General features: G+C 64.5%; 25 protein-coding genes and 1 tRNA gene. 15 read left to right on the top strand and 11 right to left on the bottom strand.

Annotated features, from left to right (window positions below; translation table 11 throughout):
- Nucleotide 1: 1 nt before the first annotated feature.
- Both DH08_RS33890 and DH08_RS33885 read right to left on the bottom strand, forming a co-directional pair.
- Nucleotides 2-75: transfer RNA gene (locus DH08_RS33890), tRNA-OTHER, on the bottom strand.
- A 229-nt stretch (nucleotides 76-304) separates the two neighbouring features.
- A complete protein-coding gene (locus DH08_RS33885; RefSeq protein WP_192183554.1) occupies nucleotides 305-853 on the bottom strand; it encodes a histidine phosphatase family protein in 549 nt (182 codons plus the stop codon).
- 145 nt (nucleotides 854-998) lie between these two features.
- On the opposite strand from DH08_RS33885, the gene DH08_RS33880 reads away from it, so the two are divergent.
- The 3 genes from DH08_RS33880 (at nucleotide 999) to DH08_RS33870 (ending at nucleotide 4,742) form a co-directional block, all read left to right on the top strand.
- Nucleotides 999-1,949: an AEC family transporter gene (locus DH08_RS33880; RefSeq protein WP_192183553.1), complete on the top strand. Its 951-nt coding sequence runs from the start codon at nucleotides 999-1,001 to the stop codon at nucleotides 1,947-1,949.
- Nucleotides 1,950-2,148: 199 nt separating this feature from the next.
- Complete coding sequence (locus DH08_RS33875) at nucleotides 2,149-3,606, top strand: NAD-dependent succinate-semialdehyde dehydrogenase (protein ID WP_192183552.1); 1,458 nt, start codon at nucleotides 2,149-2,151, stop codon at nucleotides 3,604-3,606.
- Nucleotides 3,607-3,716: 110 nt separating this feature from the next.
- A complete protein-coding gene (locus DH08_RS33870; RefSeq protein ID WP_192183551.1) occupies nucleotides 3,717-4,742 on the top strand; it encodes an aldose epimerase family protein in 1,026 nt (341 codons plus the stop codon).
- Here the strand turns inward: DH08_RS33870 and DH08_RS33865 are convergent.
- Nucleotides 4,739-5,653, bottom strand: a complete 915-nt coding sequence (locus tag DH08_RS33865) for a sugar kinase (RefSeq protein WP_192183550.1) — start codon at nucleotides 5,651-5,653, stop codon at nucleotides 4,739-4,741. The two genes, DH08_RS33870 and DH08_RS33865, sit on opposite strands and share 4 nt — an antisense overlap.
- 148 nt (nucleotides 5,654-5,801) lie before the next feature.
- On the opposite strand from DH08_RS33865, the gene DH08_RS33860 reads away from it, so the two are divergent.
- Nucleotides 5,802-6,245 carry a FixH family protein gene (locus tag DH08_RS33860; RefSeq protein ID WP_192183549.1) on the top strand — a complete coding sequence of 148 codons (444 nt, stop codon included), beginning with the start codon at nucleotides 5,802-5,804 and terminating at the stop codon, nucleotides 6,243-6,245.
- Between the two features lie 7 nt (nucleotides 6,246-6,252).
- Nucleotides 6,253-7,461: a cytochrome-c peroxidase gene (locus DH08_RS33855; RefSeq protein WP_192183548.1), complete on the top strand. Its 1,209-nt coding sequence runs from the start codon at nucleotides 6,253-6,255 to the stop codon at nucleotides 7,459-7,461.
- A gap of 1 nt (nucleotide 7,462) precedes the next feature.
- Here DH08_RS33855 and DH08_RS33850 read toward each other — a convergent pair whose 3' ends face one another.
- Complete coding sequence (locus tag DH08_RS33850) at nucleotides 7,463-7,915, bottom strand: Lrp/AsnC family transcriptional regulator (protein ID WP_192183547.1); 453 nt, start codon at nucleotides 7,913-7,915, stop codon at nucleotides 7,463-7,465.
- 162 nt (nucleotides 7,916-8,077) lie between these two features.
- Between DH08_RS33850 and putA the strand changes: the two genes are divergently transcribed.
- Nucleotides 8,078-11,689 carry a bifunctional proline dehydrogenase/L-glutamate gamma-semialdehyde dehydrogenase PutA gene (gene putA, locus DH08_RS33845; protein WP_192183546.1) on the top strand — a complete coding sequence of 1,204 codons (3,612 nt, stop codon included), beginning with the start codon at nucleotides 8,078-8,080 and terminating at the stop codon, nucleotides 11,687-11,689.
- A gap of 60 nt (nucleotides 11,690-11,749) precedes the next feature.
- Complete coding sequence (locus DH08_RS33840) at nucleotides 11,750-12,838, top strand: glycosyltransferase (protein ID WP_345892488.1); 1,089 nt, start codon at nucleotides 11,750-11,752, stop codon at nucleotides 12,836-12,838.
- A gap of 20 nt (nucleotides 12,839-12,858) precedes the next feature.
- Here DH08_RS33840 and DH08_RS33835 read toward each other — a convergent pair whose 3' ends face one another.
- The 5 genes from DH08_RS33835 to DH08_RS33815 all read right to left on the bottom strand — a co-directional run bounded on the left by DH08_RS33835 (nucleotide 12,859) and on the right by DH08_RS33815 (nucleotide 17,286).
- Nucleotides 12,859-13,230, bottom strand: coding sequence for a bleomycin resistance protein (locus DH08_RS33835; protein WP_192183545.1), 372 nt, complete (start codon nucleotides 13,228-13,230; stop codon nucleotides 12,859-12,861).
- A gap of 1 nt (nucleotide 13,231) precedes the next feature.
- Complete coding sequence (gene hmuQ, locus DH08_RS33830) at nucleotides 13,232-13,546, bottom strand: heme-degrading protein HmuQ (RefSeq protein ID WP_192183544.1); 315 nt, start codon at nucleotides 13,544-13,546, stop codon at nucleotides 13,232-13,234.
- Nucleotides 13,547-13,609: 63 nt separating this feature from the next.
- On the bottom strand, nucleotides 13,610-14,560 hold the full coding sequence (locus DH08_RS33825; protein ID WP_192183543.1) for an energy transducer TonB family protein: 951 nt from the start codon (nucleotides 14,558-14,560) through the stop codon (nucleotides 13,610-13,612).
- A 134-nt stretch (nucleotides 14,561-14,694) separates the two neighbouring features.
- Nucleotides 14,695-15,132: a hypothetical protein gene (locus DH08_RS33820; protein WP_192183542.1), complete on the bottom strand. Its 438-nt coding sequence runs from the start codon at nucleotides 15,130-15,132 to the stop codon at nucleotides 14,695-14,697.
- Nucleotides 15,133-15,135: 3 nt separating this feature from the next.
- Nucleotides 15,136-17,286 (bottom strand): TonB-dependent hemoglobin/transferrin/lactoferrin family receptor, encoded by a 2,151-nt coding sequence (locus DH08_RS33815; protein WP_246801196.1) that lies wholly within the window; start codon nucleotides 17,284-17,286, stop codon nucleotides 15,136-15,138.
- A 262-nt stretch (nucleotides 17,287-17,548) separates the two neighbouring features.
- Here DH08_RS33815 and hemP point away from each other — a divergent pair, with 262 nt between their 5' ends.
- The 5 genes from hemP to DH08_RS33790 all read left to right on the top strand — a co-directional run bounded on the left by hemP (nucleotide 17,549) and on the right by DH08_RS33790 (nucleotide 21,741).
- Complete coding sequence (gene hemP / locus DH08_RS33810; protein WP_192183540.1) at nucleotides 17,549-17,755, top strand: hemin uptake protein HemP; 207 nt, start codon at nucleotides 17,549-17,551, stop codon at nucleotides 17,753-17,755.
- Nucleotides 17,756-17,764: 9 nt separating this feature from the next.
- Nucleotides 17,765-18,826, top strand: a complete 1,062-nt coding sequence (locus DH08_RS33805) for a hemin-degrading factor (RefSeq protein WP_192183539.1) — start codon at nucleotides 17,765-17,767, stop codon at nucleotides 18,824-18,826.
- 114 nt (nucleotides 18,827-18,940) lie between these two features.
- A complete protein-coding gene (locus DH08_RS33800) occupies nucleotides 18,941-19,837 on the top strand; it encodes a heme/hemin ABC transporter substrate-binding protein (RefSeq protein ID WP_428339759.1) in 897 nt (298 codons plus the stop codon).
- Nucleotides 19,838-19,841: 4 nt separating this feature from the next.
- Complete coding sequence (locus tag DH08_RS33795; RefSeq protein ID WP_192183537.1) at nucleotides 19,842-20,945, top strand: FecCD family ABC transporter permease; 1,104 nt, start codon at nucleotides 19,842-19,844, stop codon at nucleotides 20,943-20,945.
- 7 nt (nucleotides 20,946-20,952) lie between these two features.
- Complete coding sequence (locus tag DH08_RS33790) at nucleotides 20,953-21,741, top strand: heme ABC transporter ATP-binding protein (RefSeq protein WP_192183536.1); 789 nt, start codon at nucleotides 20,953-20,955, stop codon at nucleotides 21,739-21,741.
- 15 nt (nucleotides 21,742-21,756) lie between these two features.
- Here DH08_RS33790 and rirA read toward each other — a convergent pair whose 3' ends face one another.
- Entirely contained in the window at nucleotides 21,757-22,218 is a 462-nt protein-coding gene (rirA, locus tag DH08_RS33785) for an iron-responsive transcriptional regulator RirA (RefSeq protein ID WP_006203413.1), read from the bottom strand.
- 204 nt (nucleotides 22,219-22,422) lie between these two features.
- On the opposite strand from rirA, the gene DH08_RS33780 reads away from it, so the two are divergent.
- The 3 genes from DH08_RS33780 to DH08_RS33770 all read left to right on the top strand — a co-directional run bounded on the left by DH08_RS33780 (nucleotide 22,423) and on the right by DH08_RS33770 (nucleotide 24,943).
- Nucleotides 22,423-23,727 carry a DUF445 domain-containing protein gene (locus tag DH08_RS33780; protein ID WP_192183535.1) on the top strand — a complete coding sequence of 435 codons (1,305 nt, stop codon included), beginning with the start codon at nucleotides 22,423-22,425 and terminating at the stop codon, nucleotides 23,725-23,727.
- A 68-nt stretch (nucleotides 23,728-23,795) separates the two neighbouring features.
- Nucleotides 23,796-24,224: a phasin family protein gene (locus DH08_RS33775; protein WP_192183534.1), complete on the top strand. Its 429-nt coding sequence runs from the start codon at nucleotides 23,796-23,798 to the stop codon at nucleotides 24,222-24,224.
- A 221-nt stretch (nucleotides 24,225-24,445) separates the two neighbouring features.
- Nucleotides 24,446-24,943: a MaoC family dehydratase gene (locus DH08_RS33770; protein WP_192183533.1), complete on the top strand. Its 498-nt coding sequence runs from the start codon at nucleotides 24,446-24,448 to the stop codon at nucleotides 24,941-24,943.
- Nucleotides 24,944-24,946: 3 nt separating this feature from the next.
- Here DH08_RS33770 and DH08_RS33765 read toward each other — a convergent pair whose 3' ends face one another.
- Complete coding sequence (locus DH08_RS33765; protein ID WP_192183532.1) at nucleotides 24,947-26,395, bottom strand: MFS transporter; 1,449 nt, start codon at nucleotides 26,393-26,395, stop codon at nucleotides 24,947-24,949.
- Nucleotides 26,396-26,411 lie beyond the last annotated feature (16 nt).

Raw genomic sequence — 26,411 nt, 5'->3', positions numbered from 1 at the left:
GTGGTGCAGACAGCAGGATTCGAACCTGCGACCTCCGGACCCAAATCCGGCGCTCTCCCCCTGAGCTACATCCGCGATCCCAACCCCCGAAACGGCGCCGTACGCAGGACGGCAAAGCCACCTGCGCGGGCGGAGGCGGAAGCTCCAACCGTTGTGCTCGCTTCGGTATTCGTGACCGGGAGCGCGCCTATAGCCCCTGCGACGGGTTGTCGCAAGCGGCATTGTCGCGGCATATTTGCGGCTTCTTTCGATGGTGGCATTTCGGCAACACTTGCTCGACGCCCGGGCAGGGCCTTCGGTGCCGTCAGAAGGTGACGCGGCCGAGCACGCGCAAGCCGTCGCCCTGCGGCTCGACCACCACCGCTTCGCCTTCGCGCGGCGACACGCCGGTCAGCGCCACGATGTTCTCCAGATGGGTAACCAGGACCAGATTGTCCGAGCCGGAATAGCCGCGGATCTCGGTCATCACCGCTGTGAGCTGCGCGGCCTTCTCCGCCGGATCGGTCTTCAGGAGGTCAAGCGGCGCGAAGGGCTCCGGCTCGGCCTCGAAGGCGATGCGAGCAGTGTCGAGGCAACGGCAATAGCGGCTGGACAGAACGCGCTCGATCGGGGCGGCGCGGGCGGCGAATAGCGCGCCGATCCGGCTTGCCTGCTGCTGGCCGCGCGCCGACAAATTGAGCTGGGTCGGGCATTTGGCGATGTCGAAATTGGCCGGATCGGTGGTGCCGGTGACCATGGCGTGGCGCAGCAGCACGACATGTCCGCCGTCACGCAGCAACGCCCAGCCGGCATCCGTCGCGTGGCCTGTGGCGGGAGCGACGAGCAGGAGCAGCGCCAGCAGAAATCGAACCATCGGCAATCCTTGTTCCGCTCGCCGGCAGGGGTGGCGGTGAGCGGCATATAGGGACGGCAAAGCCGGCTGAAAGACAAGGCGCGGCGGAAAGGTCTCGTCGGCCAGGCAATTGCGCCGCAATCGGGCCTCGCCTATCACGGGAGAAATGTCTCCGCTCACGGAAACCGTCCTCTTCGTCTTCAGTCTGGTCGCACTCGGCTATCTCGCCGGGTTAACCGGCTATCTCCGGCCCGCCAGCGGCGACGGCATATCCGAATTCGCCATCAACGTGGCCATGCCGCTGCTGCTGTTCCGGACGATGGTGAATTCCGATTTCCACGGTGTGGCGCCCTGGTCGCTGTGGGGCGCTTACTTCACGGCAGTTGCAATGACATGGGCCGCCGGCCATCTGGTCATGACGCGGATCTTCGGGCGGGACGCACGCACCGGCATCGTCGGCGGCGTGTCGTCGTCCTTCTCGAATGTGGTGTTGCTGGGCATTCCCTTCGTTCTCGGCGTATTCGGGTCCAGCGGATTCGAAGTGCTGTCGCTGCTCGTCTCGGTGCATCTGCCGACCATGATGATGGCCTCGATCATCATGTTCGAGATATTTGGTCGCGGTGGCGGCGAGCCCGTGCACCCGCTGCGCATCATCCAGAGCTTTCTGAGAAGACTGTTCGCCAACCCGCTGATCATTGGTATCCTGGCCGGGCTGGCATGGCGCCTCACCGGGGCGCCTTTGCCGGAACTCGCCGAGCGGCTGGTCGATGCGCTGGCCGCCACCGCAGCGCCAATCGCGCTGTTTGCCATGGGGCTCAGCCTGCGCCTCTTCGGCATCTCCGGCAATGTCCGGCCGGCGCTCGCTTTGTCGGCGTTGAAGCTGTTCCTGATGCCGGGGCTGGTGCTCAGCCTAGTCTGGCTGTTCGGCCTGCCGCCTTTGACGGCGAAGGTGGCGGTCCTGGTGGCAGCGCTGCCGTCCGGCATCAATACCTATCTCATCGCCGTGCAGTTCAACACCGGCCAGGCGCTGGCATCGAACCAGATGACCATCGCCACTGCGAGCGCGGTGGTCACCACGGCGTTCTGGCTGACGGTGGTGGTCCACATTTTTGGATAAAACCGGGGCACTCGGGCCGGAATCCGGGAGGGCGTGCTCTCGCCTTCTCTGGCCCAACCCCTATATGCCATATTGCGATTGCTTGCCGGGCTCGCCCTAGGTAAAGAGCAATGCCCCAGCGTGCCGGCTTCGAGGGCCTTTGCGTACGCTCCACCGAAGAAATCAGCGACCGGCCCGCGCGCCGAACGGAGGTTAGACCATGCTTCAGAAAACCAGCCATTTCATGCGGCAGGCCAATCTCATCAACGGCGAATGGGTGCAGGCCGACAGCGGCCAGACGGTTGACGTCAACAATCCGGCGACCGGCCTCAAGATCGGCACCGTGCCGAAGTCGGGCAAGGTGGAGACCCGCCGTGCCATCGAAGCCGCCCATGAAGCCTTCAAGACCTGGCGCAAGACCACCGCGCTCGAGCGCTCGAAGCTGCTGCGCAAGCTGCATGACGCGATGATGGACAATCAGGACGTGCTCGCCGAACTCTTGACCATCGAGCAGGGCAAGTCGCTGTTCGAATCCAAGGGCGAGATCGGCTCGGCTGCGTCCTACATCCTGTGGTTCGCCGAAGAGGGCCGCCGCACCTATGGCGACGTCGTGCCCTCGCCGTGGGCGGACCGCCGCATTCTGGTGACCAAGGAGCCGGTCGGCGTCATCGCCGCCATCACACCGTGGAATTTCCCGTCCTCGATGCTCGCCCGTAAGCTAGGTCCGGCGCTGGCCGCCGGCTGCACCGCCGTGGTCAAGCCGGCGACGCAGACGCCTTATTCCGGCCTGGCCTGGGGCGCGCTCGCCGAGGAAGTCGGCTTCCCAAAGGGTGTCGTCAACATCCTGACCGGTGCCGCCGCCGAAATCGGCGACGAGATCTGCGCCAATCCGCTGGTGTCGAAGATCACCTTCACCGGCTCGACCGAAATCGGCAAGATGCTCATCCAGAAGGCGTCGGTGACCGTCAAGAAAGTGTCGATGGAGCTCGGCGGCAATGCGCCGTTCATCGTCTTCGACGACGCTGATATCGAGCGTGCGGTCGCGGGCGCGATCACCGCCAAGTACCGCAATTCCGGCCAGACTTGCGTTTGCACCAACCGCTTCCTGGTTCAGGCCGGCGTCTATGACAAGTTCGTCGAAAAGCTCGCCGCCGCCAGCGACAATCTCAAGGTCGGTTCCGGCCTCGAAGAGGGCGTGCAGCAGGGGCCGCTGATCGACGAGAAGGCGGTCGAGAAGGTCGAGGAACTGATCGCCGACGCGACCTCCAAGGGCGGCAAGGTCGTCGCCGGCGGCAAGCGCCATGTGCTCGGCGGCTCGTTCTTCCAGCCGACTGTGATCGCCAACGCGACGCCGAAGATGCGCTTCATGAAGGAAGAGATCTTTGGGCCGGTCGCACCCGTGTTCAAGTTCGAGACCGAGGAAGAGGCCATCGCTCTGGCCAACGACACCGAATTCGGCCTTGCCTGCTATTTCTACACCGGCGATCTCGGCCGCGCCTTCCGGGTCATGGAAGGGCTGAAATACGGTATGGTCGGCGTCAATGAAGGCCTCATCACCACACCGGAGGCGCCGTTCGGCGGCGTCAAGGAATCGGGCCTCGGCAAGGAAGGCGGACATCAGGGCATCGAGGATTATCTCGACACCAAATATGTCTGCATCGGCGGCCTCGGCCTCTGATAGCCATCGGAAGAGCGGGGCAGGCGTAAGCCTGCCCTTTCGATGCGTCAAACCCGGCCGAAAGACGCAACCGGCCGAAGTCGACAGATCAACGAACTGACTTTTCGGGCATGACGATGAAGGACGGCGAGGTCTTCGGTACGACGCAGGCGGGCGACGCCGTCCGCCGCTTCACCATCCGTGGCGGCGGCCTCACCGCCAACATCATCGGGCTGGGCGCGATCATCCAGGATTTGCGCCTCTCCGGACATGATGCGCCGCTGGTGCTGGGCTACGACCGTTTCGAGCCCTACGAGACCGACAAGGCGTTCTTCGGCGCGGTCGTCGGGCGCTATGCCAACCGCATCCGCGACGGCCGCTTCACCATCGCCGGCAACCGCTACCAGACGGAACGCAACTTCCTCGACAAGCACACGCTGCATGGCGGCTCGCAAGGCTATTTCCACCGGCCATGGACCGTTTCGCTGCATGGAAGGGACTTCGTCACACTTGCCCTGCACGACCCCGACGGCACGATGGGCTTTCCCGGCGCGCTCGACGTGACCTGCACCTACCGGCTGAAGATCCCCGGCACGCTCAGCGTCGAACTGACCGCGACCTCAGAGGAGCCGACGCTGTGCAATCTCGCGCAGCATTCCTATTTCAACCTCGACGACGGCGGCGCCGGCGACATTCTCGACCACCGGCTGATGCTCAATGCCGGCGCCTATACGCCGATCGACGGCGAGATGATCCCGACCGGCGCGGTCAAGCCGGTCGACGGCACGCCCTTCGACTTCCGCCAGGCGCGGCCGCTGCGCATGGAGAGCGAGGGCGAGCAGCTTCCCTACGACCTGAATTTCTGCCTCGCCCCGACACGCGGACCGCTGAAGCAGGCATCGTGGGCGCAAGGCGCGACTTCCGGCGTCGAGATGGAGGTCTGGACCACGGAGCCCGGTCTGCAGCTCTATACCGGCCAGTATTTGACGCCGTCCTCAGCGGGACTGGAGGGGCGCCAGTACAAGGCGTTTTCGGGCTTCTGCCTGGAGGCGCAAGTCTGGCCGGATGCGCCGAACCGGCCGTATTTCCCACAGGCGACGCTGTGGCCGGGACAGATCTACCATCAGGTTACCGAATATCGGTTCCGCCTGCCTTAACCGTCAAATGCCACTCGAAGGGTATCGAACGGTGCCAATGCGCCGCGTACCTGCACGACAGCGGCGGCGACACGATGTGCGCGCAGGGCGGCATCCACCGGGGCATGGCCGGCAAGCCGGGCGGCGAGGTAGCCGCCATTGAAGGAATCGCCGGCGCCGGTGGTGTCGACGGGGGTTGCGACATGCACGGCCGGCACCGGCTGCAAGGCGCCATCGGAGGCAATCAGCGCCGCTCCCTCGCCGTTCTTGACGACGACTTCGCCGACCAGTTTTCCCAGCCGCTCCGCGGTCGCCTCCGGTGTCTCGTCCCCAAAAAGCATCTGCTCGTCCGGAAAGGTCGGTAGGGCGATGTCGGTGACGGCAAGCGCTTCGAGGATCGCGGCCTGCGCGACCTCGCGATTGCGCCACAGGCGTGGCCGGTAATTGGGATCGAAGGCGACAAGCGAACCGGTCGCGCGGGCCTTGGCCACCGTCGTCAGCAATGTCTTGCGCGCGGCATCGTCCAGAATTGCCAAGGTGATTCCGGAAAAATAGACAAGCGCTTGGTTTTCCAGGCTTTTTGTCAGGGCGGCTGGGTCCGAAGCGAGCTGCCTGGCGGCCGCGTCGGCGCGCCAGTAGGTGAAGGCGCGTTCGGCGCCGGTCAGCGTGATGGCATAGAGGCCGGGCCGGGCGCCCGTGATGACCGGGCTCTGGCCGATGCCGATGCCGTTTTCGGCGAAGAAAGCAATCTGTGCCTGCGAGAACGGGTCGTCGCCGAAAGCCGAAACGTAGGTCGCCGGCCGGTCGTTGCTCAGCGCATGCAGCGCCCACAGCGTGTTGAACGTGTCGCCGGCAAAGCCCATGCGCCAGTTCGGCCCGGCCTGGCCTGACAGTTCGAGCATGCACTCACCGATCGAGGCGACTCCCGCCATGTATCTCTCTCCAGACAATTTTGCTGCTGTAGCTTTTTGCGATCGGCAGCGCCATGCTTGGCGCAGGCCGTTTTTTTGCGCCAGAAGCGTTTTCCCCCCCGTGGGACGCGATCGCCTGCTGCAACGTTATCTTGGAAAAGGAACCGGTTTGGCATCCCTATGGCGTTATCTTCTCGCGGGCCTCGGTCTGGCCGCCTTGCTGGTCGGCATCCTGGCGATCGTCTACCTGACCGCTCCGCAGACGGCGCCGGGTGCCGACACGTCGCGCTCGAAGACGACGGCGAACGGGCTGTTCGTCGCCAGTTTCCAGCCGGAGCGCGGCGTCATCAGGCAGGGCGAATTGCAGTCGTGGCTGCTGACGCTGAAGACGGTCAAGGGGGCTCCTGTGGAAGGGGCGGCGATCACGGTTTCCGGCGGCATGCCGCTGCACAATCACGGCCTGCCGACCAGTCCGCAGGCGACCGACTATCTGGGCGAGGGGCGCTACCGCATCGACGGGCTGAAATTCACCATGAGCGGATGGTGGCAGCTGCGCTTTGCCATTTCCGCGGCGGCCGGCTCCGATACGGTTGTTTTCAATGTGGTGCTGTGAGCGGCCGATGAGGCGCCTTGCCAGTCTTTCATGCGTTCTCGCTCTTAGCGCGTTTGTCGTGCTGGCCGGCTGCGGCAAGCCGCAGTTTTCCGATGGCGAGAAGAAAACCATCGCCTCGCTGGCGTTGAACACGTTGCCGGCGTTGAAGCCCGACACCACCAACCGTTTCGCCGACGTACCTGCCGCCGCGGCACTTGGTTCGACGCTGTTCTTCGACCAGGGCATGAGTCGCGACGGGACGGTCTCCTGCTCGACCTGCCACAAGATCGACCGCCAGTTCCAGGACGACCTGCCGCAGGCGGTTGCTATCGGCCGCACCAACCGGCGCACCATGCCGCTGGCGGGTGTCGCGCGCGATCCATGGTTCTTCTGGGACGGGCGCCGCGACAGCCTGTGGGCACAGGCGCTGACGCCGCTGGAAAATCCGCTCGAGCAGGCCGGCAATCGCGCCGCCTTCGCGCATTACATCAAGAAGCGTTTCGGCGAGCGCTACGAGCGCATCTTCGGGCCGCTGCCCGACCTTTCGACGGTGCCGACCAATGCCAGTCCGCTCGGCACCGATGCCGAGAAGGCAGCCTGGAATGCCATGCCCGACAGCCAGGCCGAGGACGTCAATCGCGTCTTCGCCAATATCGGCAAGGCTATCGCCGCCTTCGAGCGATCCATCGAGCCGCCGCAGACGCGCTTCGACCGTTTTGCCATCGACCTGGCGTCGGGCGCCAAGCCGCAGGGCGATGATGCGTTTTCGCCGGAGGAGATCCTCGGGCTGAAGCTGTTCATCGGCAAGGCCAATTGCGTGACCTGCCACAACGGTCCGCGCTTCACCGACAACAGCTTTCACAACACCGGTGTGCCGCCGGTTGCCGACCTGCCGCCGGACCGCGGCCGCATCGACGCGGTGGCGCAGGTCGAGGCCGATCCGTTCAACTGCTTCGGCGCTTTCCGCGACGGCGACGACAGCGCCTGTCGTGAGCTGCGCTTCATGGTCAAGACAGGGCCGGAATTGGTGCGTGCCTACAAGACGCCGTCCTTGCGCGGCGCGGCCACCCGTCCGCCCTATATGCATGCCGGCCAGTTCTCGTCGCTCGACGAGGTGGTGGCGCATTATTCGAAGGCGCCGGCGAGTGTCGAAGGCACGTCGGAAGTCCATCCGCTGCAGCTATCGGAGCGCGAGCGCGCGGCGCTGGTGGCGTTTTTGAAGACGCTGGCCGAGTGAGTCAGCGGTCCTTGACCGTCTCCATCGCCACGAAGGTCGAGGTTTGGGCGACGTGCGGCAGCGCCGATATGCGCTCGCCGAGCACGCGGCGATAGGCGGCGATATCGGTGGTGCGGACTTTCAGCAGATAGTCGAAGCTCGATGCCATCATGTGGCATTGCTCGATCTCCGGCACCGTCTGGACAGCGCGGTTGAAGGCGTCAAGGGCGGCCGAACGGGTGTCGGACAGTTTCACCTGGACGAAGGCGACGTGGCCTTCGCCCATGCGCTCGCGATCGATGATCGCCTGGTAGCCGCGGATGAAGCCGTCCTTCTCAAGCCGCTTGACCCGCGCCTGCACCGGTGTCTTCGACAGGCCGACCTTGCCCGCGAGTTCCGACATGGAAAGCCGCCCGTCGCGCGCGAGCGCCGACAGGATATTCCGGTCGATGCGGTCCAATTGGTCTTCGGTCATCAATTTTGTGGTCAATTTGGCGGGAAGCTTGCGCAAATGATAGATCAATTGGCCTGCCTTGTCGATTTCTTTGGACCGACCGAAATCCGCAATTGTGCTAGCTTGCGCCATTCGGTCCGGTGACCGCCGGCCCGCTCCCTCTTGCTCGTTCACAGGACCGCCATGCCAGCGCTCGATGCCATCCGCCAGCAGATCCGCGCCAACTATCTGCCCGCCGAAGACGCGGCCGTGAAGCGGCTGGCCGAGGCGACAGAACTGTCGACGAAGGACCGCAACGCGATCTCGGCCCGTGCGGCCGATCTGGTGCGGGCGGTGCGCGGCTCGTCCGATCCCCGGCTGATGGAAGTCTTTCTCTCCGCCTACGGCCTGTCGACGAAGGAAGGCGTGGCGCTGATGTGTCTGGCCGAGGCGCTGCTGCGCGTGCCCGACACCGAGACGATGGACGACCTCATCGCCGACAAGATCGCGCCGCACGATTGGTCGGCGCATTCGGGCGGTTCCAGCTCGATCTTCGTCAATGCCTCGACCTGGGCGCTGATGCTGACCGGTCGCGTGCTCGACGAAGGCGAGGGCGGCATCGAAGGCACGCTGCGCGCGATGGTGCGCAGGCTCGGCGAGCCGGTCATCCGCAAGGCGGTCGCGGCGGCGATGCGCGAAATGGGCGAGCAGTTCGTGCTTGGCCGCAGCATCGCCGAGGCGGTCAAGCGCGGCCGACCGATGACGCAGAAGGGCTATCTCTATTCCTTCGACATGCTGGGCGAGGCGGCCCGCACCGAGGCCGACGCGCTGCGCTATCACAGGGCCTATGCCGACGCCATTTCCTCGCTCGACTCCGGTTCCAATGGGCCGGACATCCGCCAAAACCACGGCATCTCGGTCAAGCTGTCGGCGCTGCATCCGCGCTATGAAGTGGCGCAGAAGGAAACGATGCTGCCGGTCATGGCCGAGCGGCTTCTGTCGCTGGCGTTGGCGGCGCGGCATTCGCGCATGGGCCTCAACATCGACGCCGAGGAGGCCGATCGCCTCGACCTGTCGCTCGACGTCATCGAGCGCGTGCTGGCCGAGCCGGAACTCGCCGGCTGGAACGGCTTTGGCGTTGTCGTCCAGGCCTATGGTCCGCGCGCGGCTTTCGTCATCGACTGGCTCTACGCGCTGGCGAAAAAGTACGACCGCACCATCATGGTGCGGCTGGTCAAGGGCGCCTACTGGGATACCGAGATCAAACGGGCGCAGACGCTCGGGCTCGACGGCTATCCGGTCTTCACCCGCAAGGCCAACACCGACGTCTCCTACATGGCCTGCGCCAAGAAGCTGCTGTCGATGACCGACCGCATCTATCCGCAGTTCGCCACCCACAATGCCCATACCGTCGCCGCCATCCTGTCGATGGCGACGAACCGCGATGCCTTCGAATTCCAGCGCCTGCACGGCATGGGCGAGGCATTGCACGAGACGGTGCGCCAGGCCGAAGGCACGCGCTGCCGCATCTATGCGCCGGTCGGCGCCCATTCCGACCTGCTCGCCTATCTGGTCCGCCGGCTGCTGGAGAACGGCGCCAACTCCTCCTTCGTCCACCAGCTCACCGACGAGGAGGTCGAACCGGAGGATATCGCCCGCGATCCATTGGAAACGGTCGAGAAGCAGGGACCGGCCGCCAATCCGGCTATCGCCCGGCCCTTTGCCATCTTCGGCGGTGGGCGCCGCAACTCGAGGGGATTCGATACCACCGATACGGTGACGCTGGCCGCGATCGAAAAGGCGAAGGCGGAATTCGCCGGGTCGGACCGCTGGCACGCCAAGCCGATTACCCGCGCCGCCGGCTATGGCAAGCAGCGCCCGATCACCAATCCAGCGAAGCCGGACGAAGTGGTGGGTTCTGTCCACGAGGCGGACGCCAAGCAGGTCGCGACCGCCGTGCGCATCGCGGTAGAGGCGCAGCCGGCATGGGCGAAACGCCCCGTCGCCGAGCGCGCCGCGATCCTCAACCGTGCCGCCGACCTCTATGAAGCCAATGCGGTCGAGTTCTTCGCGCTGGCCACCCGCGAGGCCGGCAAGTCACTCGCCGATGGTGTCGCCGAAGTGCGTGAGGCGGTCGACTTCCTGCGCTATTACGCCGCCGAGGCGGTCAATGCCGAGAGCGGCACGCAGGCACGCGGCGCGATCGTCTGCATCTCGCCCTGGAATTTCCCGCTCGCCATCTTCACCGGCCAGATCGCCGCGGCACTGGTCACCGGCAATTCGGTCGTCGCCAAACCGGCCGAGCAGACGCCGCTGATCGCCTTCCGCGCCGTCGAAATGCTGCGCGAGGCCGGCGTACCGGAAGATGTCATCCAGTTACTGCCGGGTGACGGTCCGTCGGTCGGCGGCCCGCTGACCGCCGATCCGCGCATTGCCGGCGTCTGCTTCACCGGCTCGACCGAGGTCGCCAAGCTGATCGAGAAGCAACTGGCCGAGACCGCCGCGCCCGACGCGATGCTGATCGCCGAGACCGGCGGACTGAATGCGATGATCGTCGATTCCACGGCGCTTCCCGAACAGGCGGTGCGCGACATCCTTGCCTCGGCCTTCCAGAGCGCCGGCCAACGCTGCTCGGCACTGCGGATGCTCTACGTGCAGAAGGACGTCGAGAAGAAGATGCTGGAAATGCTGAAGGGTGCCATGGAGGCACTCAACCTCGGCAATCCCTGGCAGATTTCGACCGATGTCGGTCCGGTCATCGACGACGAGGCGCAGGCCTCGATCAGCGACTATTGCACGAAAATGGGCCTGCAGGGCCGGCTGATCGCCAAGCTCGAAGCGCCGAAGAATGGCCGCTTCGTCGCGCCGCATGTGTTCCGAGTCAAGGGCATCGAGGAGATGGAGCGCGAGGTGTTCGGGCCGGTGCTGCATGTTGCGACGTTCGACGCCGACGAGATCGACGCCGTCATCGCCGCCATCAACCGCAAGGGCTATGGCCTGACCTTCGGCCTGCACACCCGCATCGAGGGTCGCGTCCAGCATTTCGTCGACGGCATCCATGCCGGCAACATCTATGTCAACCGCAACCAAATCGGCGCCGTTGTCGGCTCGCAGCCCTTCGGCGGCGAGGGGCTGTCGGGCACTGGTCCGAAGGCCGGCGGGCCGCATTATCTGAGGCGCTTCCGCAAAGGGCCGGAGGCGGGCACGCATATCGAGGACGGTCACAAGGTGACGGCGACCGAGCTTGCCGACAATCTGCCCGATCCGACGCTTGGCGGCTGGTCGACGCGGCCCGACCGCGTCGCCATCCTCAGGAAGCATCTGCGCGGCAAGGGCGCCGCGGCCATCGGGGCTGCCGCCGGCATCGATTTCGGCCAGGTCGACCTGCCCGGGCCGACGGGCGAGGCCAACACGCTGTCGCTGTCGCCGCGCGGCCGGGTGCTGTGCCTCGGTCCCGATCAAGACACGCTGCTTGCGCAGACGATACAGGCGCTCGCCGCCGGCAATGCGGTGCTCGCCGTCGCGCCAGGAGCGCCGGCAGCACTGTCGGCGCTGACTGGCAAGGGCTTGCCGCTGGCGGCTATCGACGGACGCCCCGATCCGGTCGAGGCGCGTTCGCTACGCGTCGACGTCGTCGCCTTCTCCGGCACGCCTGAGGCCGCGCGCATCGTGCGCAAGGTCATCGCCGACCGCAGCGGCCCGATCGTGCCTTTGGTCAGCGAGGTGCTCAACCCGGCGGCCTACGCACATGAGAGGGCCGTCTGCGTCGACACCACGGCGGCGGGCGGCAATGCCAGCCTGCTGGCGGCCGCCTAGGTTTCGTACTTCGCTCGCCTGCGTCGAAGTTGCAAAGGAAAAGCTGCCGGATGAACATGGGTGGCAATTCGAGCGGGCGAGGCCGATCAGATGGAAGACACGTCCCCACCGTTTGAGCTGCCGCGCGTGGCGGTGGTCATCACCTGCTACAATTACCGCCCATACGTCGAACAGGCGATCCGCTCGGTGTTGGCGCAGACCTACCGGAACTGGGACTGCGTCATCGTCGACGATGCCTCGACCGACGGCTCGGCCGAACATGTCCGCGAACTCCTCCAGGCGATTGGCGACCCGCGCCTGCGACTGCTGGCGCGCTCGGAGAATGGCGGGCAGATCGCGGGATTTCGCGATGGCTTTGCCGCGACCGACGCGCCTTTCGTTGCATTCCTCGATGCCGACGATATCTGGCTGCCGAATTTCTTGCTTGCGCATCTGTCGGCGCATTTGAACCCGACGCGAACGGCGTCGCTATCCAGTTCGGATGTTTTCTTCGTCGATAGCGAGCGGACCTTGCTTGCGAGCACCTATGTCATGTTGCGCAAGCCGCGACCGGAACCGGAGGCGGCCGGGATCGGCATTCCGGCCTTCAGGCAGCTTGGCGCGATGGCTGGCGAGCTTGGCTATCAATCGGACCATCCGGTGACCTATTTCGGACCCGGCGCCTATGGCTGGATGTGGGCGCCGACCTCGTCGATGGTTTTCCGGCGCGGTGCGCTGGAACCGGTTCTGGCGTTCCCGTTTCGGGTGAAGACAGGGACCGACTACTTTGCCGCGACATGCGCGCATCTGGCCGCTGGCAGCCTGATCCTGTCCGAGAGTCTCGGCCTTTATCGTCTGCATGGCGCCAACGTATCGGCCGGCGCTGCCTATGCCGGCGGCCATGTGCAGCAATCGCCGGCCTATCTTGCCCACGAAGCGACCATGGGCGCGGATGTCCTCGATTATGTGCTGGCCCATGCGGAGCGGCTACGCGCCATCAACGGCAGGGATTTCGTGCCCGGGTTCCTTGCGCAGCATGTCCGGCGGTTCGGCACTCTGGCCGCCGATCCCCGGCTGACGCCGTTTCTCAGTAGCAAGAACCGCCGGCGACAGTTGCGCAAGCGCTTCACGCGGAGAGTGCGGCGGCTGTTCGGTTGGGCGCCACGCTGACACGGTTGCCCGGCGAAGCTTCAGATCTCCTCGGGCGCGCAGCCGAATTTCAGCAGATTGCCATGCGGGTCCCGGAGGTAGAACTCCGTCATGTTCCATGGCCGAACGGTGAAGGGACTGAGCTTTTCAACGCGGCGCGCCGAAAATTCGGCGTGCAGCGCCGGCACCTCGCCACCCCTGATGTAGCAGGACGAGACTTCGGGCAGCTTGCGGTCGTCGCTCTTCCAGAAATGGATCTCGATTTCGCCACGGCGCACGATCAGATAGTCGTCCATCTCCGGCCCGACGATGCCGAAACCGAGTTCATCGCAATAGAAATCGCGCGTCGCAGCGATGTCGGGCGTGGGCAGGACCGGGATGCTGCGGGCGGGATCTTCGGCAGGTGTTGCCATGTCAGGCGCCTTCGACGACGGAAAAGCCCTCGAATTGCGGATGGCCGAGATAATGAACTTTCGTCGTGCCGGTGTTGTGGTGCGCGGCGCGGAAATTCTCCGACTTGGTCCAGGCGACGAAATCATCGTGGCTCGCCCACACCGTGTGCGAGGCAAACAGCGTGTAGCCTTCAGCTTCGTTGACCGGGCCGCGCAGCAGATGGAATTCCCGAAAACCTTGCATCTCCGAAAGGCTGGAATCACGGTTCTTCCAGACGTCCTCGAAGGCGGTTTCCGAGCCGTTCTGGACCTTGAAGCGGTTCATGGCGATGTACATGGGGTTCCTTTCCAGTGGATTGTAACGTTTGGCGATGGTTTTGAAACGGAAAAGCGAGGGGCTCTAGAACGGACCGATCCGCGCCCTGAACACCCAGCTTGACATGCCGGTCTCGGGTGGGATGGGCGGGAACGGGGCTTGCTGGCGCACCAGTTTCAAAGCGAATTGGTCGAGCTCATCCGACCCCGAGCTTTCGGCAAGCTGCAAGTCGCCGATGCTGCCATCGGCCATGACGACGAAAACCACCCTGGCATTGTTGACAGCCTTCGCCTGAACCTCTTTGGAAACGCGGCGGTTGGCGCGGACAAGCTTGTTCTGAACTTCAACGCTGTAACCGGATTCCATCGCATTGCCGGCCGCGCCTTGTTTTTTACCCTTGCTGGCCGCCGCTAGCGCGTCACGTTCCTCGCCATCTGTCGCGCCAGCGTCTACCGATTCTGATGGGCTCGGCCTCGGGCTTGGAACCGGGGCCTTGGCAGCAGGCAAGTCAACAGGAGGCTCGTCGGCGGGCGGCGCCTCTGAACTTTGCGGTTGAACCGCCGATGGTGCCGGCGTCTCAGCCGCTGGGGCGACACTTTGATCATTCGGAATGGCGGCCGTCAGTGTGTCCGGCGCAGCCTCTTCGGCGACTTCCGAGGGAGGCTCAGGCGTTGCCTCCTGCCTTACGGGTTGGGCCGCCTCGGTCGGCGGCGCTGGTTGAACGGCTTCGGGCTTGGCCGGCTGCGGATCGGCCACCAAGGTAACATCGATCGCGTCAGGCGGCCGGCTTTCCAAAGCGGTGCCGACGACGTCGGCGCCCGATTGATCGGAGCCTTCTGACTGTATTGCGTCCCCGGTCTCAAATGTTCCGGCGGGTGCGATCAGGAACGCCGCCAGGGCCGCCGCGTGCAGCAGGCAGGAGGCAGCGATCGCCACCGTCCATTTGCGATCGGCCGCCGGCCGCGCAAGCGGCTCGGGCGGCGCAATCGCCGGTTCGTTGCCGGCGTCGTCGGGGAGGGGGCTGATTTCCTGCATGTCTCGCGGCGAGAACTGCCGCGGGCGACGTGGTATTGTCAAATCAAGATCGATTGCCTGCCATGGCAGCGGACTGGAGACGGGCCAAGCCACTGCGTCTTGCATGAAGGCGGAATGCAGTCCCACTGTCGCCCTCAGACCCCGAAAGCAATGCCGGTCTTTGTCTCGGTCTTCAGCCCGCGCATGCAGGCGCTTGGCTCGACGCCGCTGCCCGCGCATTCGGTCGCGCTGTTGATCAGCACGCGGCTGACCTTGGCGCAGTCCGTTCCTGCAAGGTCGAAGCGGGTTACCTTGGTCTTACCGTTGGGCAAGTCCTTGAAATCGAGGACGGTCAGCCGGTCGACGACGCCGGCGTCGTTGAACAGCGCGATCTCGAATGCCGCCTTGGAAAGATCGGCGCCGAGTGCATTGTTGACGACGAAGGTCAGCCGGCAGCCCTTCTCGGAGGGCTGCGCGCCGTTGAGTTCGAGGGTGAGGACAGGGGCCGGCGCGGACTGAGTCCACGCCGGCACCGTCGCAAGCGACATCGCCAGCGCCGAGGTCAGCAGACGAAGCAATGTCGTCAAGTTCATTCGTCAGCCTCCAAAGCGCATGGTCGCCGCCAGCTTCAGCGTGACGCCGGGTTCGTAGAGGACGGCGGTGGTGCTTCCGTTCAGCGGGTTGGCGTATTTGACGTCGAACAAATTGTCGGCGCGGAAGTCCACCTTCAAATTGTCGGTCGCCTGGTAGCTGGCAAAGGCGTTGACCAGCGTATAGTCCTTGGCCACTGGATTGCCCTTGGGCTTGCCGTTGTATTGCACTTCGCCGCCGACGGTCAGCTTGTCTTCGAGGAAGCGAACGCCAAGCTGCGCCGTCACCTGGGAGGACGGGATGGTGGCGAGGTCGGCCCGCTCGCCTTCATACGAGAAGGTGTGACCGTTGATGATCGAGGCCGAGAGCCCGGCATAACCCCAGCCGGCGTCGTAGACGCTTTCCAGTTCGAAGCCGTTGATCTTGGCCTTGGCGAAGTTCTGGTACTGGAAGCAGATCGGAATGCCCGGGCCGAATGGGCAACCGCTGGTCGGGTCGAAGGGCGAGAGCGTCACGCCCTCGATGTAGTCGTCGACATTGTTGTTGAAGTAGGCGGCCTTCAGTCGCAGCGCGTCGCCGGCTTCGAGAATGTCGTTCTGCTTGTAGTTGATACCGAACTCGGTGGTCTTGCCGGTTTCGGGCCGCAGATTGGGATTGGGCAGGAACGGGAAGCTGACGCCGGCCGGATGGTTGCCGCTGATCAGCGTTTCGGTCAGCGACGGCGACCGGTAGCCTTCCGCGTAGGTGCCGTAGAACTGCAGACCGGCAAGGCCGGCGCTTTCGAATGGCGAGACACCGACGGTGATGCGCGGCGACAGCCTGTCGCCGGATGTTTCGTTGCTCGAGTCCTTCAGGCTGTAGTTGTCATAGCGCAGGCCGGTGATGACTTCGAGCCAGTCCCAGGTCAGCTTGTCCTGGACGTAAGCGCCGGAGACGTTGCGCTTGCCCGACGGCGTGTAAAAACTGTCGCCGCCGGCCGTGCCGCCCGTCTCGACATTGTCGCCCACCCAGTCGCCGCCATAGGTCAACTCATGCGCGATGCCCGCGGTCTCGAAACGTGACGTGTTCCAGATGTCGATGCCTGTGGTGCCGACATCGAAGGTCGATATCGAGCCCGCCGGCAGCACAACGGGAAGGCCGGTGACCGGATCGAACCGGTTTTGTGCAACAAGGGTCGTCAGATCGAGGTTGGTCTTGTTGTAGGAGGTGTTGATGTGGAGGTCGAGCCAGCTCTTGGCGTCGTCGGTGATGTTGTAGCGAGCGGTGAAGGTGTTCGACTTCAAGTCGACATCGTTCGCCGGCACGCCGCCGCTGGTCTCTGTCCATCCGTCGCTCGAGCCGACCCAGCCGAGCTTCAATTCGCTGTTTTCGCTGGGGCGGATCGTGGTCTTGAGCAGGCCGCTCAGCACGTCGAAGCCGGTGCCGGCAACGGTGTCGCCGCCGCCATTCTTGTAGTCGTCATAGTTGCGGTAGACGATGTTGCCCAGCACATCCCAGTTTTCGTTGAAGCGGTAAGCGCCGCTGGCGCTGGTGGTCCAGCCCTTGCCGTTGCTTTCGTAGCGCCCGGTGACGGAGCCGGCCCAGGTTTCCTCAGGCTTGAGGAAGTCCTCGGCGTCCTTGGTGTCGAAGAAGACGACGCCGCCGATGGCGCCGGAACCATAGGTGTTGGCGACCGGGCCGCGGATGACGTCGACGGACTTGATGAGCTCGGGATCGACATAGAAGGTCGATTGCGTGCCGTGGTCGGAGCGCTGGAAATTCTGGCGGGCGCCGTCGACTATCACCGCGACGCGGCCGAAATCCTGCAGGCCGCGGATGTTGATGCTGGAGCTGACGCGCCGCGCGTCGGCCTGTACCGCGACGCCCGGCACGCGGAGCAGCATTTCGTTCGGCGTCGTCGCCATGCGGCGGTCGAGCTGTTCGCGGTCGACATGGCTGGCCGAGGCCAGCGATTCGATCGCCGTTTCGCCGGTGCGGCTTATGACAAGGATCCTGTCGAGCAGTGTTGCGCCTGCCTCGGCAGGCTTGGGCTCTTCCGTCTTCGCCTCATCCGTCTGGTCAGCCGCCGGTTGGGCCGCCTGCTGGGCATTGGCGGGCGGTGCGAGCAATGCGATTGCCGCCGCACCTGCCAGCAATACGGCCACTCCCTTTGCCATCGATCGATGCGCCGGGCCCGCGCTGTCCGCCAGACCCAGTCCCCAATTCGCCAACCCCATGCCCCAACTCCAAAAATCCAGGTTCGATGCTGGCTGGCCCGCGGCTCGCTGGCATTTTTCATTGCATCCGGCGTCTTAAATGTTGACTCATTTAGTCCGGTATTGCACTGACTAGTAAACATGATTATTCAAGTCAAGAAATGAATCGGCATTTTACGCAGGCGCCCGGCCAGGTGGCCGGCACAGGAAAGGGACCGACCTGATGAACACGCACAATCCCAGTGACTTCCGCTATCGCGTCCGCCGCTCCGACGACACATCAGCCCGTTTCGACCGGGCTCCGCTGGCGGTGCGGACCTTGTCCAGCAACACGCTGTTCCAGGGCGAGCACGAGATCGGCATCGAGCATCATGGCGCGCTCTACCGGCTGAAGATCACCCGCCAGGGCAAGCTTATCCTCAACAAGTAAGGTACCGACATGGACCAGCGCGTGAAACCTTCCCCGCATGAAATCCGGCGGGCGCGGGAAGACAATCCCAAAACGCGCGAGCGCGACCTCGCCGCCGAGCTCGGCATTTCGGAGGCCGAACTCGTCGCGGCGCATTGCGGCGAAGGCGTGGTTCGCGTCGAGCCGCGCGTCAACGATCTCCTGACCGGCCTCGAAGCCGTTGGCGAGGTGATGGCGCTGACCCGCAACGAAAGCGCGGTGCACGAGAAGATAGGCGTCTACGACAAGGTCGTCACCGGCAACCACAATGCCATGGTGCTCGGCGAGAACATAGACCTGCGCATCTTCCCGAAAGTCTGGGCGCATGGCTTTGCCGTCGAAAAGCGCGATGGCGGCGACATCCGCCGCAGCCTGCAGTTCTTCGACGCGGCCGGCGAAGCCGTGCACAAGGTGCATCTGCGGCCCGCATCCAACCTCTACGCCTATCAGAAGCTGGTGGCGGGGCTGGAATCGTCGAACCAGGAACCGACCGTGGCGGTCTCGGCAAGCGGCGCCGAGGAGGAGAACGAGGTTCAGGGTGCCGTTACCAGTGTCGACGATCTGCGCGATCAGTGGAGCAGGCTGACCGACGTGCACCAGTTCTTCGGCATGCTGAAGACGCTCAAGCTCAGCCGCCGCCAGGCGGTGCGCATGGTCGGCCAGGACTATGCCTGGCTGGTCGACAACGACGCTGTCAGCGCCATGTTCCATCATGCCGCCGCCGGTGAAATGCCGATCATGTGCTTTGTCGGCAATCGCGGCTGCATCCAGATCCATTCCGGCCCGGTCAAGTCGATCAAGCCGATGGGGCCTTGGATCAATGTGCTCGACGAGACCTTCCATCTGCATCTGCGGACCGACCACATCCACGAGGTCTGGGCCGTGCGCAAGCCGACCAAGGACGGCCATGTGACGTCGCTCGAGGTTTATGGCGCCGACGGCAAGATGATCATCCAGTTCTTCGGCAAGCGCCATGAGGGCGAGGGCGAGCGCGACGACTGGCGCTTCCTGGCCGAGAACCTGCCGCGCATCCCAAGCCCGACCGCGGCCTAGAGCGGTTCAACGTTTGATAGAATGGTTGAGCCGCTCTAACTCTTTGTTTTTACACAATTCCGGGCGGAAAGCCGCGACGGACTTTTCCTGGAATTGCTCTAAGGAAACATGACGATGATTTCATTGCCCCGGTTGTTTCGTGCGACGCTTGTCCCGGCGATCGGCCTCTCGCTGCTTCTCGCCGCCTTGCCGGCCCGCGCGAGCGAAACCGTTGCCGCCTTTGCCGACACATCCAGGGTCGCGGCGATCGGCGGTTCGATCACCGAGATCGTCTATGCGCTTGGCCAGCAGAGCCATTTGGTCGCGCGCGACTCGACAAGCCGCTATCCCGAGGCGGCGCTCCAACTGCCTGATGTCGGCTATATGCGTCAGCTGTCGCCGGAAGGCGTGCTGTCGGTCAATCCGTCGGGAATCCTGGCGCTGCATGGCAGCGGCCCGAAGGAAGCCGTCGACGTGCTGAAGAAAACCAGCATCCCTTTCATAGAGGTGCCGGAGCGCTACAGCCATGAGGGCATCCTCGAAAAGATACGCATCGTCGGCAAGGCGCTTGGCGCCGAAGACAAAGCCGAGAAACTCGCGGCCGAAGTCGACGCCAAGCTGAAGGCGGCGGAGAACCAGACCGCTTCGATTAAGGAGCGCAAGCGCATCCTGTTCGTACTGTCGATACAGGGCGGCAAGGTCCTTGCGGCCGGCAGCGAGACCGCCGCCGACGGCATCGTCAAGCTGGCCGGCGCCGTCAACGCGGTAGAGGGCTTTTCCGGCTACAAGCAAATGTCGGACGAGGCGATCATCACCGCCAGGCCTGATGTCATCCTGATGATGGAGAATGCCGGACCGGCCGTATCCGACGACGAGTTGTTTTCGCACCCGTCCATCGCCTCGACGCCGGCGGGGATCACTCGCAAGGTGGTCCGGATGGATGGCGGTTATCTGCTCGGCTTCGGGCCGCGCACGGCCGACGCCATCCATGACCTCGCAGTCTCGCTTTATGGCGGCCAGGTCACGGACTGAGCGGATGGCGGATCAGTCGATCGCCGGCGTGGCGGGCGGGATGGCGACGGCAGCCGAAGGCGACCGCTCGGCGCGTGCGCGCCTCGTCATCTTGCTTTTGTGCCAGGCGCTCGGCATCTCGATTTTCCTGTCACTGACCTCAGGCGCGTCCGACGCCTCGGCCGTCGGCGTCATCGGCGACTGGCTGTTCGGTTCGGTGCCGGGCGACGCGGCGTTGAACGCCCGCGACCAGCTGATCGTCTGGGATATCCGCATGCCGCGCGTGCTGCTCGGCGTGCTGATCGGGGCGGCACTCGCTGTGTCTGGCGCGGTGATGCAAGGGCTTTTCCGCAATCCGCTCGCCGACCCCGGCCTCATCGGCGTCTCGGCAGGCTCCAGCCTCGGCGCGGTCGCTGTCATCGTGCTTGGCGCGACAGTCCTGGCGCCGGTAACCGCCTTGCTCGGTACGCTTGCGCTGCCGCTGGCGGCCTTCGTCGGCGGTCTTGCCACGACACTGGTGCTTTATCAGGTTGCCACGCGGCGCGGGCAAACCTCGATTGCCACCATGCTGCTCGCCGGTATCGCGCTGGCGGCGCTTGCCATGGCGCTGACCGGCATCCTGATCTTCATGGCCGATGACCGGCAGCTGCGCGACCTGACTTTCTGGCAGCTCGGCTCACTGGCCGGCGCGACCTGGCAGAAGATCGGTTCCGTCGGGCCGGTCATCGGGCTGGCGCTGGCGGCGATGCCGTTCCTGGCGCGGGGCCTCAATGCGCTGGCGCTCGGCGAGGCGACCGCCGGCCATCTCGGCATTCCGGTACAGCGGCTGAAATACACGGCCATCGTCGGCGTCTCGGCGGCGGTTGGCGCCTCCGTCGCCGTCAGCGGCGGCATCGGCTTCGTCGGCATTGTCGTGCCGCATCTGCTGCGGCTTTTGATCGGGCCCGACAATCGCTATCTGCTGCCGGCTTCGGCCTTGCTCGGCGCCTCGCTGCTTTTGCTGGCGGACGCCGTTGCCCGCACCATTGTCGCGCCGGCCGAGCTGCCTATCGGCATCGTCACCGCGATCGCCGGCGCGCCATTCTTCCTCTGGATCCTGCTGCGCAAGCGCGGCATCGTCGACCTGTGAGGCCCGGATGATCGAGGCAAGGGATGTTTCGGTGGCGATCGCTGGCAAACCTATCGTTACCGGTGTCGATTTCGAGGCGCGGCCGGGCGAAGTGGCCGCGATTGTCGGCCCCAACGGGTCCGGCAAGACGACCTTCCTCAAGGCCCTGTCGGGAGAGCTTGTCTATACGGGCAGCATTGCCCTCAACGGCCGCGACATGTCGGCGATGAGGCCGGTCGAGGCCGCGACGCAGCGAGCGGTGCTGCCGCAGGCGACGACGCTGTCCTTCCCGTTTACGGTGCGAGAGGTGGTCAAGCTTGGCCTTGTCGGCGGCCGCTCGGGCGTCTTGCCAGGCGAGGATGCGCGACTGCCCGAACGAGCGCTGGCGCGTGTCGACCTCGAGGGTTCTGCCGGGCGTTTCTACCAGGAGCTTTCGGGCGGCGAGCAGCAGCGCGTCCAGCTTGCGCGCGTGTTGTGCCAGGTCTGGGCGCCGGTCCTGGACGGCAAACCGCGCTACCTGTTTCTCGACGAGCCGGTTTCCAGCCTCGACATCAAACACCAGCTGATCATCATGAACATCGCCCGCGACTTCGCCAGACACGGCGGCGGCGTGATCGCCATCCTGCACGACCTCAACCTGACGGCCATGTATGCCGACCACATCCATGTCATGCATCGCGGACGGCTGGCCGCCGCCGGCGCGCCGCAGGATGTGCTCAGCGACGAGCTGATCGAAAAAGTCTTCGATTGCCGGCTGAAGGTCGGCGTGCTGCCGGCGGGCAACGTGCCGTTCGTGCTGCCGCAATCGGCCGCTTAGCGACAGGCCAGAGGATCAGGCGGCCGGAGCGCGCTGAACCAGCATGTCGATGCCAAGCAATTGGCGCACGTTCGGGCGCGCCGCCACCAGGTCGGCGATCGTATAGCGCGACAGCACGGCAAAGAAGGCGTTGAGCGCCTCGCGCAGCGCCGAATTCAGCGCGCAGCTGTCGACCAGCGGGCACTCGGCCGCGTCGTTCTCGAAGCACTCGGCCATGGCGAAGCTCTCTTCCGTCACCCGCACGACGTCGAACAGGCTGATCTGCTCGGCGGCGCGGCCAAGCCTGACGCCGCCATTCCTGCCGCGCACCGTCTCGACCAGACCATGCTCGACCAGCGGCTGCAGGATCTTGAACAGGAAAAGCTCCGACACCGAATAGGCGGCTGCGATCTCGGGGATGCGGCTCAGCCGATCGCTGTTGGCGGCGCAATACATAAGGATGCGCATGGCGTAATTGGTCTGGCGCGTAAGCCGCATTTTGTCCTCACGAAGCAGTAGCTTGAGTCCAATATGGCCTATACCTTGGAACAATTCCAGACTGGCGGCGCATAATAGATGAACAAGTTCGTCAACTTTATGTGCATGACCGCGCGGATTTGTGACCCGGATGGCGTGTCGCGGGCATTTGGCCGGGACCGATCCTAAATAAGATCGCAACACCGATCAGGAGCGGCTCGACCCATGTCACCACCAGTCCAGGTTCTTGCCCCGGCTGCCCCCGTTCGCATCGACATCGATGCCGAAGTGAAGCTCTCGGCGCTGAGGCGCACCAAGTTCGCGGCCACCGCGGCGCTGGTGCTCTGCGTCCTCGTCTTTGCCCTTGCCAAGTCGTTCGAGGGCACCTACCCATGGCTTGGCTTTGTCGCCGCCTTCGCCGAGGCGGCGACCATCGGCGGGCTGGCCGACTGGTATGCGGTGGTGGCGCTGTTCAAGCGGCCGCTCGGCCTGCCAATCCCGCACACCGCCATCATCCCGGAGAACCAGAACCGTATCGCCGACAATCTCGGCCGCTTCATCGAGGTCAATTTCCTGGCGCCCGAGCCGGTGCGCGAGAAACTGGCCGAGGTCGACTTTTCGGCTTTGGTCGCCGACTGGCTGGCTGATGCCGAGCGCGCCGCCGGCCTGTCGCGCTTCGTCGCCCGTCTGGTGCCGCAGACGCTCACAGCGATCGAGCAATCCGGCCTGCGCGGTTTCGTCACCAGCCGCATGCTGGAGCAAATCAACAAGGTGCCGCTGGCACCGCTGGCCGCGGAATTGCTGTCGGCACTGACCGACGACCGCCGCCACCAGAAACTGTTCGACGAATTCACAAGGGTGATCGGCCGCTTCCTGAACGACGAGGAGGCGCTGGCGACCATGCGCGAGAAGATCCGCGAGGAACTGCCGTCGCTGTTCAACCTGTTTCGTGCCGACGCCTATCTTTTGAAGAAGATCGTTGCCTCCGCCGGCTCGCTGCTCGACGAGGTGCGGGCCGATCCCGATCACCCGATGCGCGCCGAATTCGACCGTTTCGTGCGAACCTTCATAAAACGGCTGAGGACCTCGAAGCAATATGCCAGGCGCGCCGAGCAGCTGAAGCGCGATTTCCTGGCAAGGCCGGAGGTGAAGTCACTGGCCGGCGACATGTGGGAGAGCCTCAGCCTGTTCATCGAGCAGGATGCCAAGGCGCCGAATTCGATGATCCGCGTCCATCTCGCGGCCATGTTCGTCGAGGTGGGCCGCCATCTGGCCAGCGACGTGCAGATCAGGGCCGACATGAACCAGGGGTTCGTCGTGGCGCTGTCCTCCTTCGTCGAAAACCAGAAGAGCGGGGTGTCGAAATTCATCGCCGACCAGGTCAGGCGCTGGGACCTTGCCCAGCTCACCCGGCTGATCGAAATGAACATCGGCCGCGACCTGCAATACATCCGCTTCAACGGCATGGTCATCGGCGGACTTGCCGGCATAATGCTTTATGCGGCGGAGCGATTGTTCCTCGTCAATTGACGCGGGCGCGTCATGCTCTATTCTTCCATGAGGGTTAGTATTCGCGGCAGACTGGGGAGCAAACGACTATGGCAAAACAACCGGAATCCGACTCGTTCCTGGACATGTTCAGCAGATTCGGCCGTGACCTGAAGGTGCCGAATGTCGATATAGAAGCGATCCTCAGCCACCATCGCAAAAACCTCGAAGCGCTGGAGAAATCGGCGAGAGCCGGTGCTGCCGGAGCGACCTCGCTGTTCTCCAGGCAGCGCGAGATGCTGCAGGACACGCTGCGCGAAGTCGCCGACATGGCGCAGAACTACCGGGCGCCGGGCAATCCGCAGGAACTGATGGCCAAGCAGGCGGAGTTCGCGCGGAAATCCTTCGAAACCGCGCTCAAGAATGCCGGCGAGGTGTCCGAGCTGGTCCGGAAATCCGGCACCGAATCCGTCGAGATCCTGCGCGAGCGCATCAAGGAAGCGATGGCGGAAATCCGCTCCGGCTACGAGAAGAAATAGTCGCTTCCGTACCAAAGCCGTTTTTTCCTGGTTCGACGATTGCCCTTGAAGCTTGGGATGAAGACCATCGAGGCAGCTGGAAATGTCCAGCCGCAGGCCTTTCGTGCGCGGAAATGAACCCTGACGCGCCTGAGGATGATGAAGTGGAATCGCTCGCGGCGAATTGACAGAGACTGCCGGTTCGTGGTCCGGAGACAGGCGGAACGATCGGGAATGCAGGAATGACGGAAGAACGGCCGAGGACGCCGCCGACCTTCGAGCAGTTGAGGACGATGGCCGGGCAGGAGCTTGGCGTGTCGGAGTGGACGACGGTCGATCAGTACCGCATCGACCAGTTTGCCGAATGCACAGGCGATCATCAATGGATCCATGTCGACCCTGAAAGAGCGAAACGGCAAAGCCCGTTCCGCACCACGATCGCGCATGGCTATCTGACGCTGTCGATCATCGGCGCGCTGGCGCTCGGCATGGGCATCGTGCCCGAAAACACGCAGGCCGCCTTCAATTACGGCTTCGACAAGGTGCGCTTCCTGGCGCCGGTCCGGGTCGGCGCCCGCATCAGGCTGCGCACGACGCTGCTGTCGATGGAGGACAGAGGTCCCGGCCAATATCTGATGAAGGCCGCCAACACGGTCGAGATCGAAGGCGAGCCGAAGCCGGCCTTGACCGCCGAGACGCTGGTGATGCTCTACGAGCGCCGCAAGCGGGCAGGGGCCTGAGCCCTATGCCTGCGCCTGACGCTTCGCGACGGTGCGCCAGGAGAGCACCGCGAGGCTGAGCGCGACCAGCGCAAGCACCGTAGCCGCCTGGAAGGTGACCTGCATGCCCCGGGCGGCTGCCGCAGAGCCCAACATCGTCTCGTCCGTGCCGCCAGCCGACGCTGCGGCGAAGATGGCGCCCATCAACGATGCACCGGTGATCAGACCAAGATTGCGCGACAGGTTGAGCAGGCCGGAAACGACTCCGCGTTCGCCGGCACCGACATCGGTCATGACGGCTGCATTGTTGGACGTCTGGAACAGCGCGTAGCCGATGCAGGCGACGCTGATCGGAACGACATAGCTGACAATGCCGAGTTCCGTCATGGCCAGCGACAGCAGGAAAGTGCCCGTGGCGAGGCCGAGCAGGCCGGCGACCATCATCCTGTGGGGTCCGAAGCGATCGGTAAGGCTTCCGGCCACCAGCGCTGAAAGGGTCGAGACAAGCGGCCCTGTAGACAGCACGAGACCGGCCATTGCGGCATCCAGCCCGAGCCCACGAGACAGATAGAACGGGGCAACGACCAGGGTCGCCATCATCACGGTGGCGACGATGAGGCTCATGCCGAGGCTGGCGCTCAGCTCGAGGTCACGAAAGCTGGCGAGCTTGATCAACGGGCTTTTCACCTTCGCCTGCGCGCCGGCGAACAGAAGGACGCCGATGCCGGCGACAGCCAGCAGGCCGATATTGAAGGAGCCGAAGCTGCCTCTGCCAAGCGTCATGGCCAGCGCATAGGCCGCCAGCGTCAGGGCGAGCAGGGCAGTGCCTATCGCGTCGAATTCGCCTCGATCGGTCTGCGCAATCTTACCGCGTGCCGGCAAGGCACGCCAGGCGAGAGCGAAGGTCAGGACGCCAAGCGGGACATTGACGAGGAAAATCGCCCGCCAGCCGAAGCCGGCGATCAACAAGCCGCCGAGCGAGGGGCCGAGTGTCGTGCCGATCGCCGACATGGCGCCGAGCAGGCCCATGGCGCTGCCGGTTCTGGCCTTGGTCACAGTTTCGGCGACAAAAGCCAGCGTCAGCGCCATCATCAGCGCCGCGCCAAGCCCCTGCATGGCCCGCGCCGCGATCAGCAGCCAAAGCGTCGGCGCCAGGCCGCAGAGTACCGAGGCGAGCGTGAACAGCGCGATGCCGCCAAGCAGCAACGGCCGGCGACCAAACATGTCGGCGAGCCGTCCGGCGCTGACGATCAATGTGGTGATGGCGAGCAGATAGGCGAGAACAACCCATTGCACCGACTGGAAAGACGCGCCGAACGCCTGCATCAGCGACGGCAGGCCGACGCTGGCGATGCTGGTTCCAAGCGATGACAGCAGCGTGGCAAGCGACAGGCTTGCCAGCGCCCAGCCTGCGGATTGCGTCTGTTGCCGCGCCGATACGCGCTCGTCCCGATTTTGCTCAGCGATTGCCAAGGCGATCTCCTTTCCA

It is taken from the genome of Mesorhizobium amorphae, assembly GCF_014843845.1.
Lineage (GTDB): Bacteria > Pseudomonadota > Alphaproteobacteria > Rhizobiales > Rhizobiaceae > Mesorhizobium > Mesorhizobium amorphae_A.
This window is presented reverse-complemented; position numbering and strand designations above follow the sequence as displayed.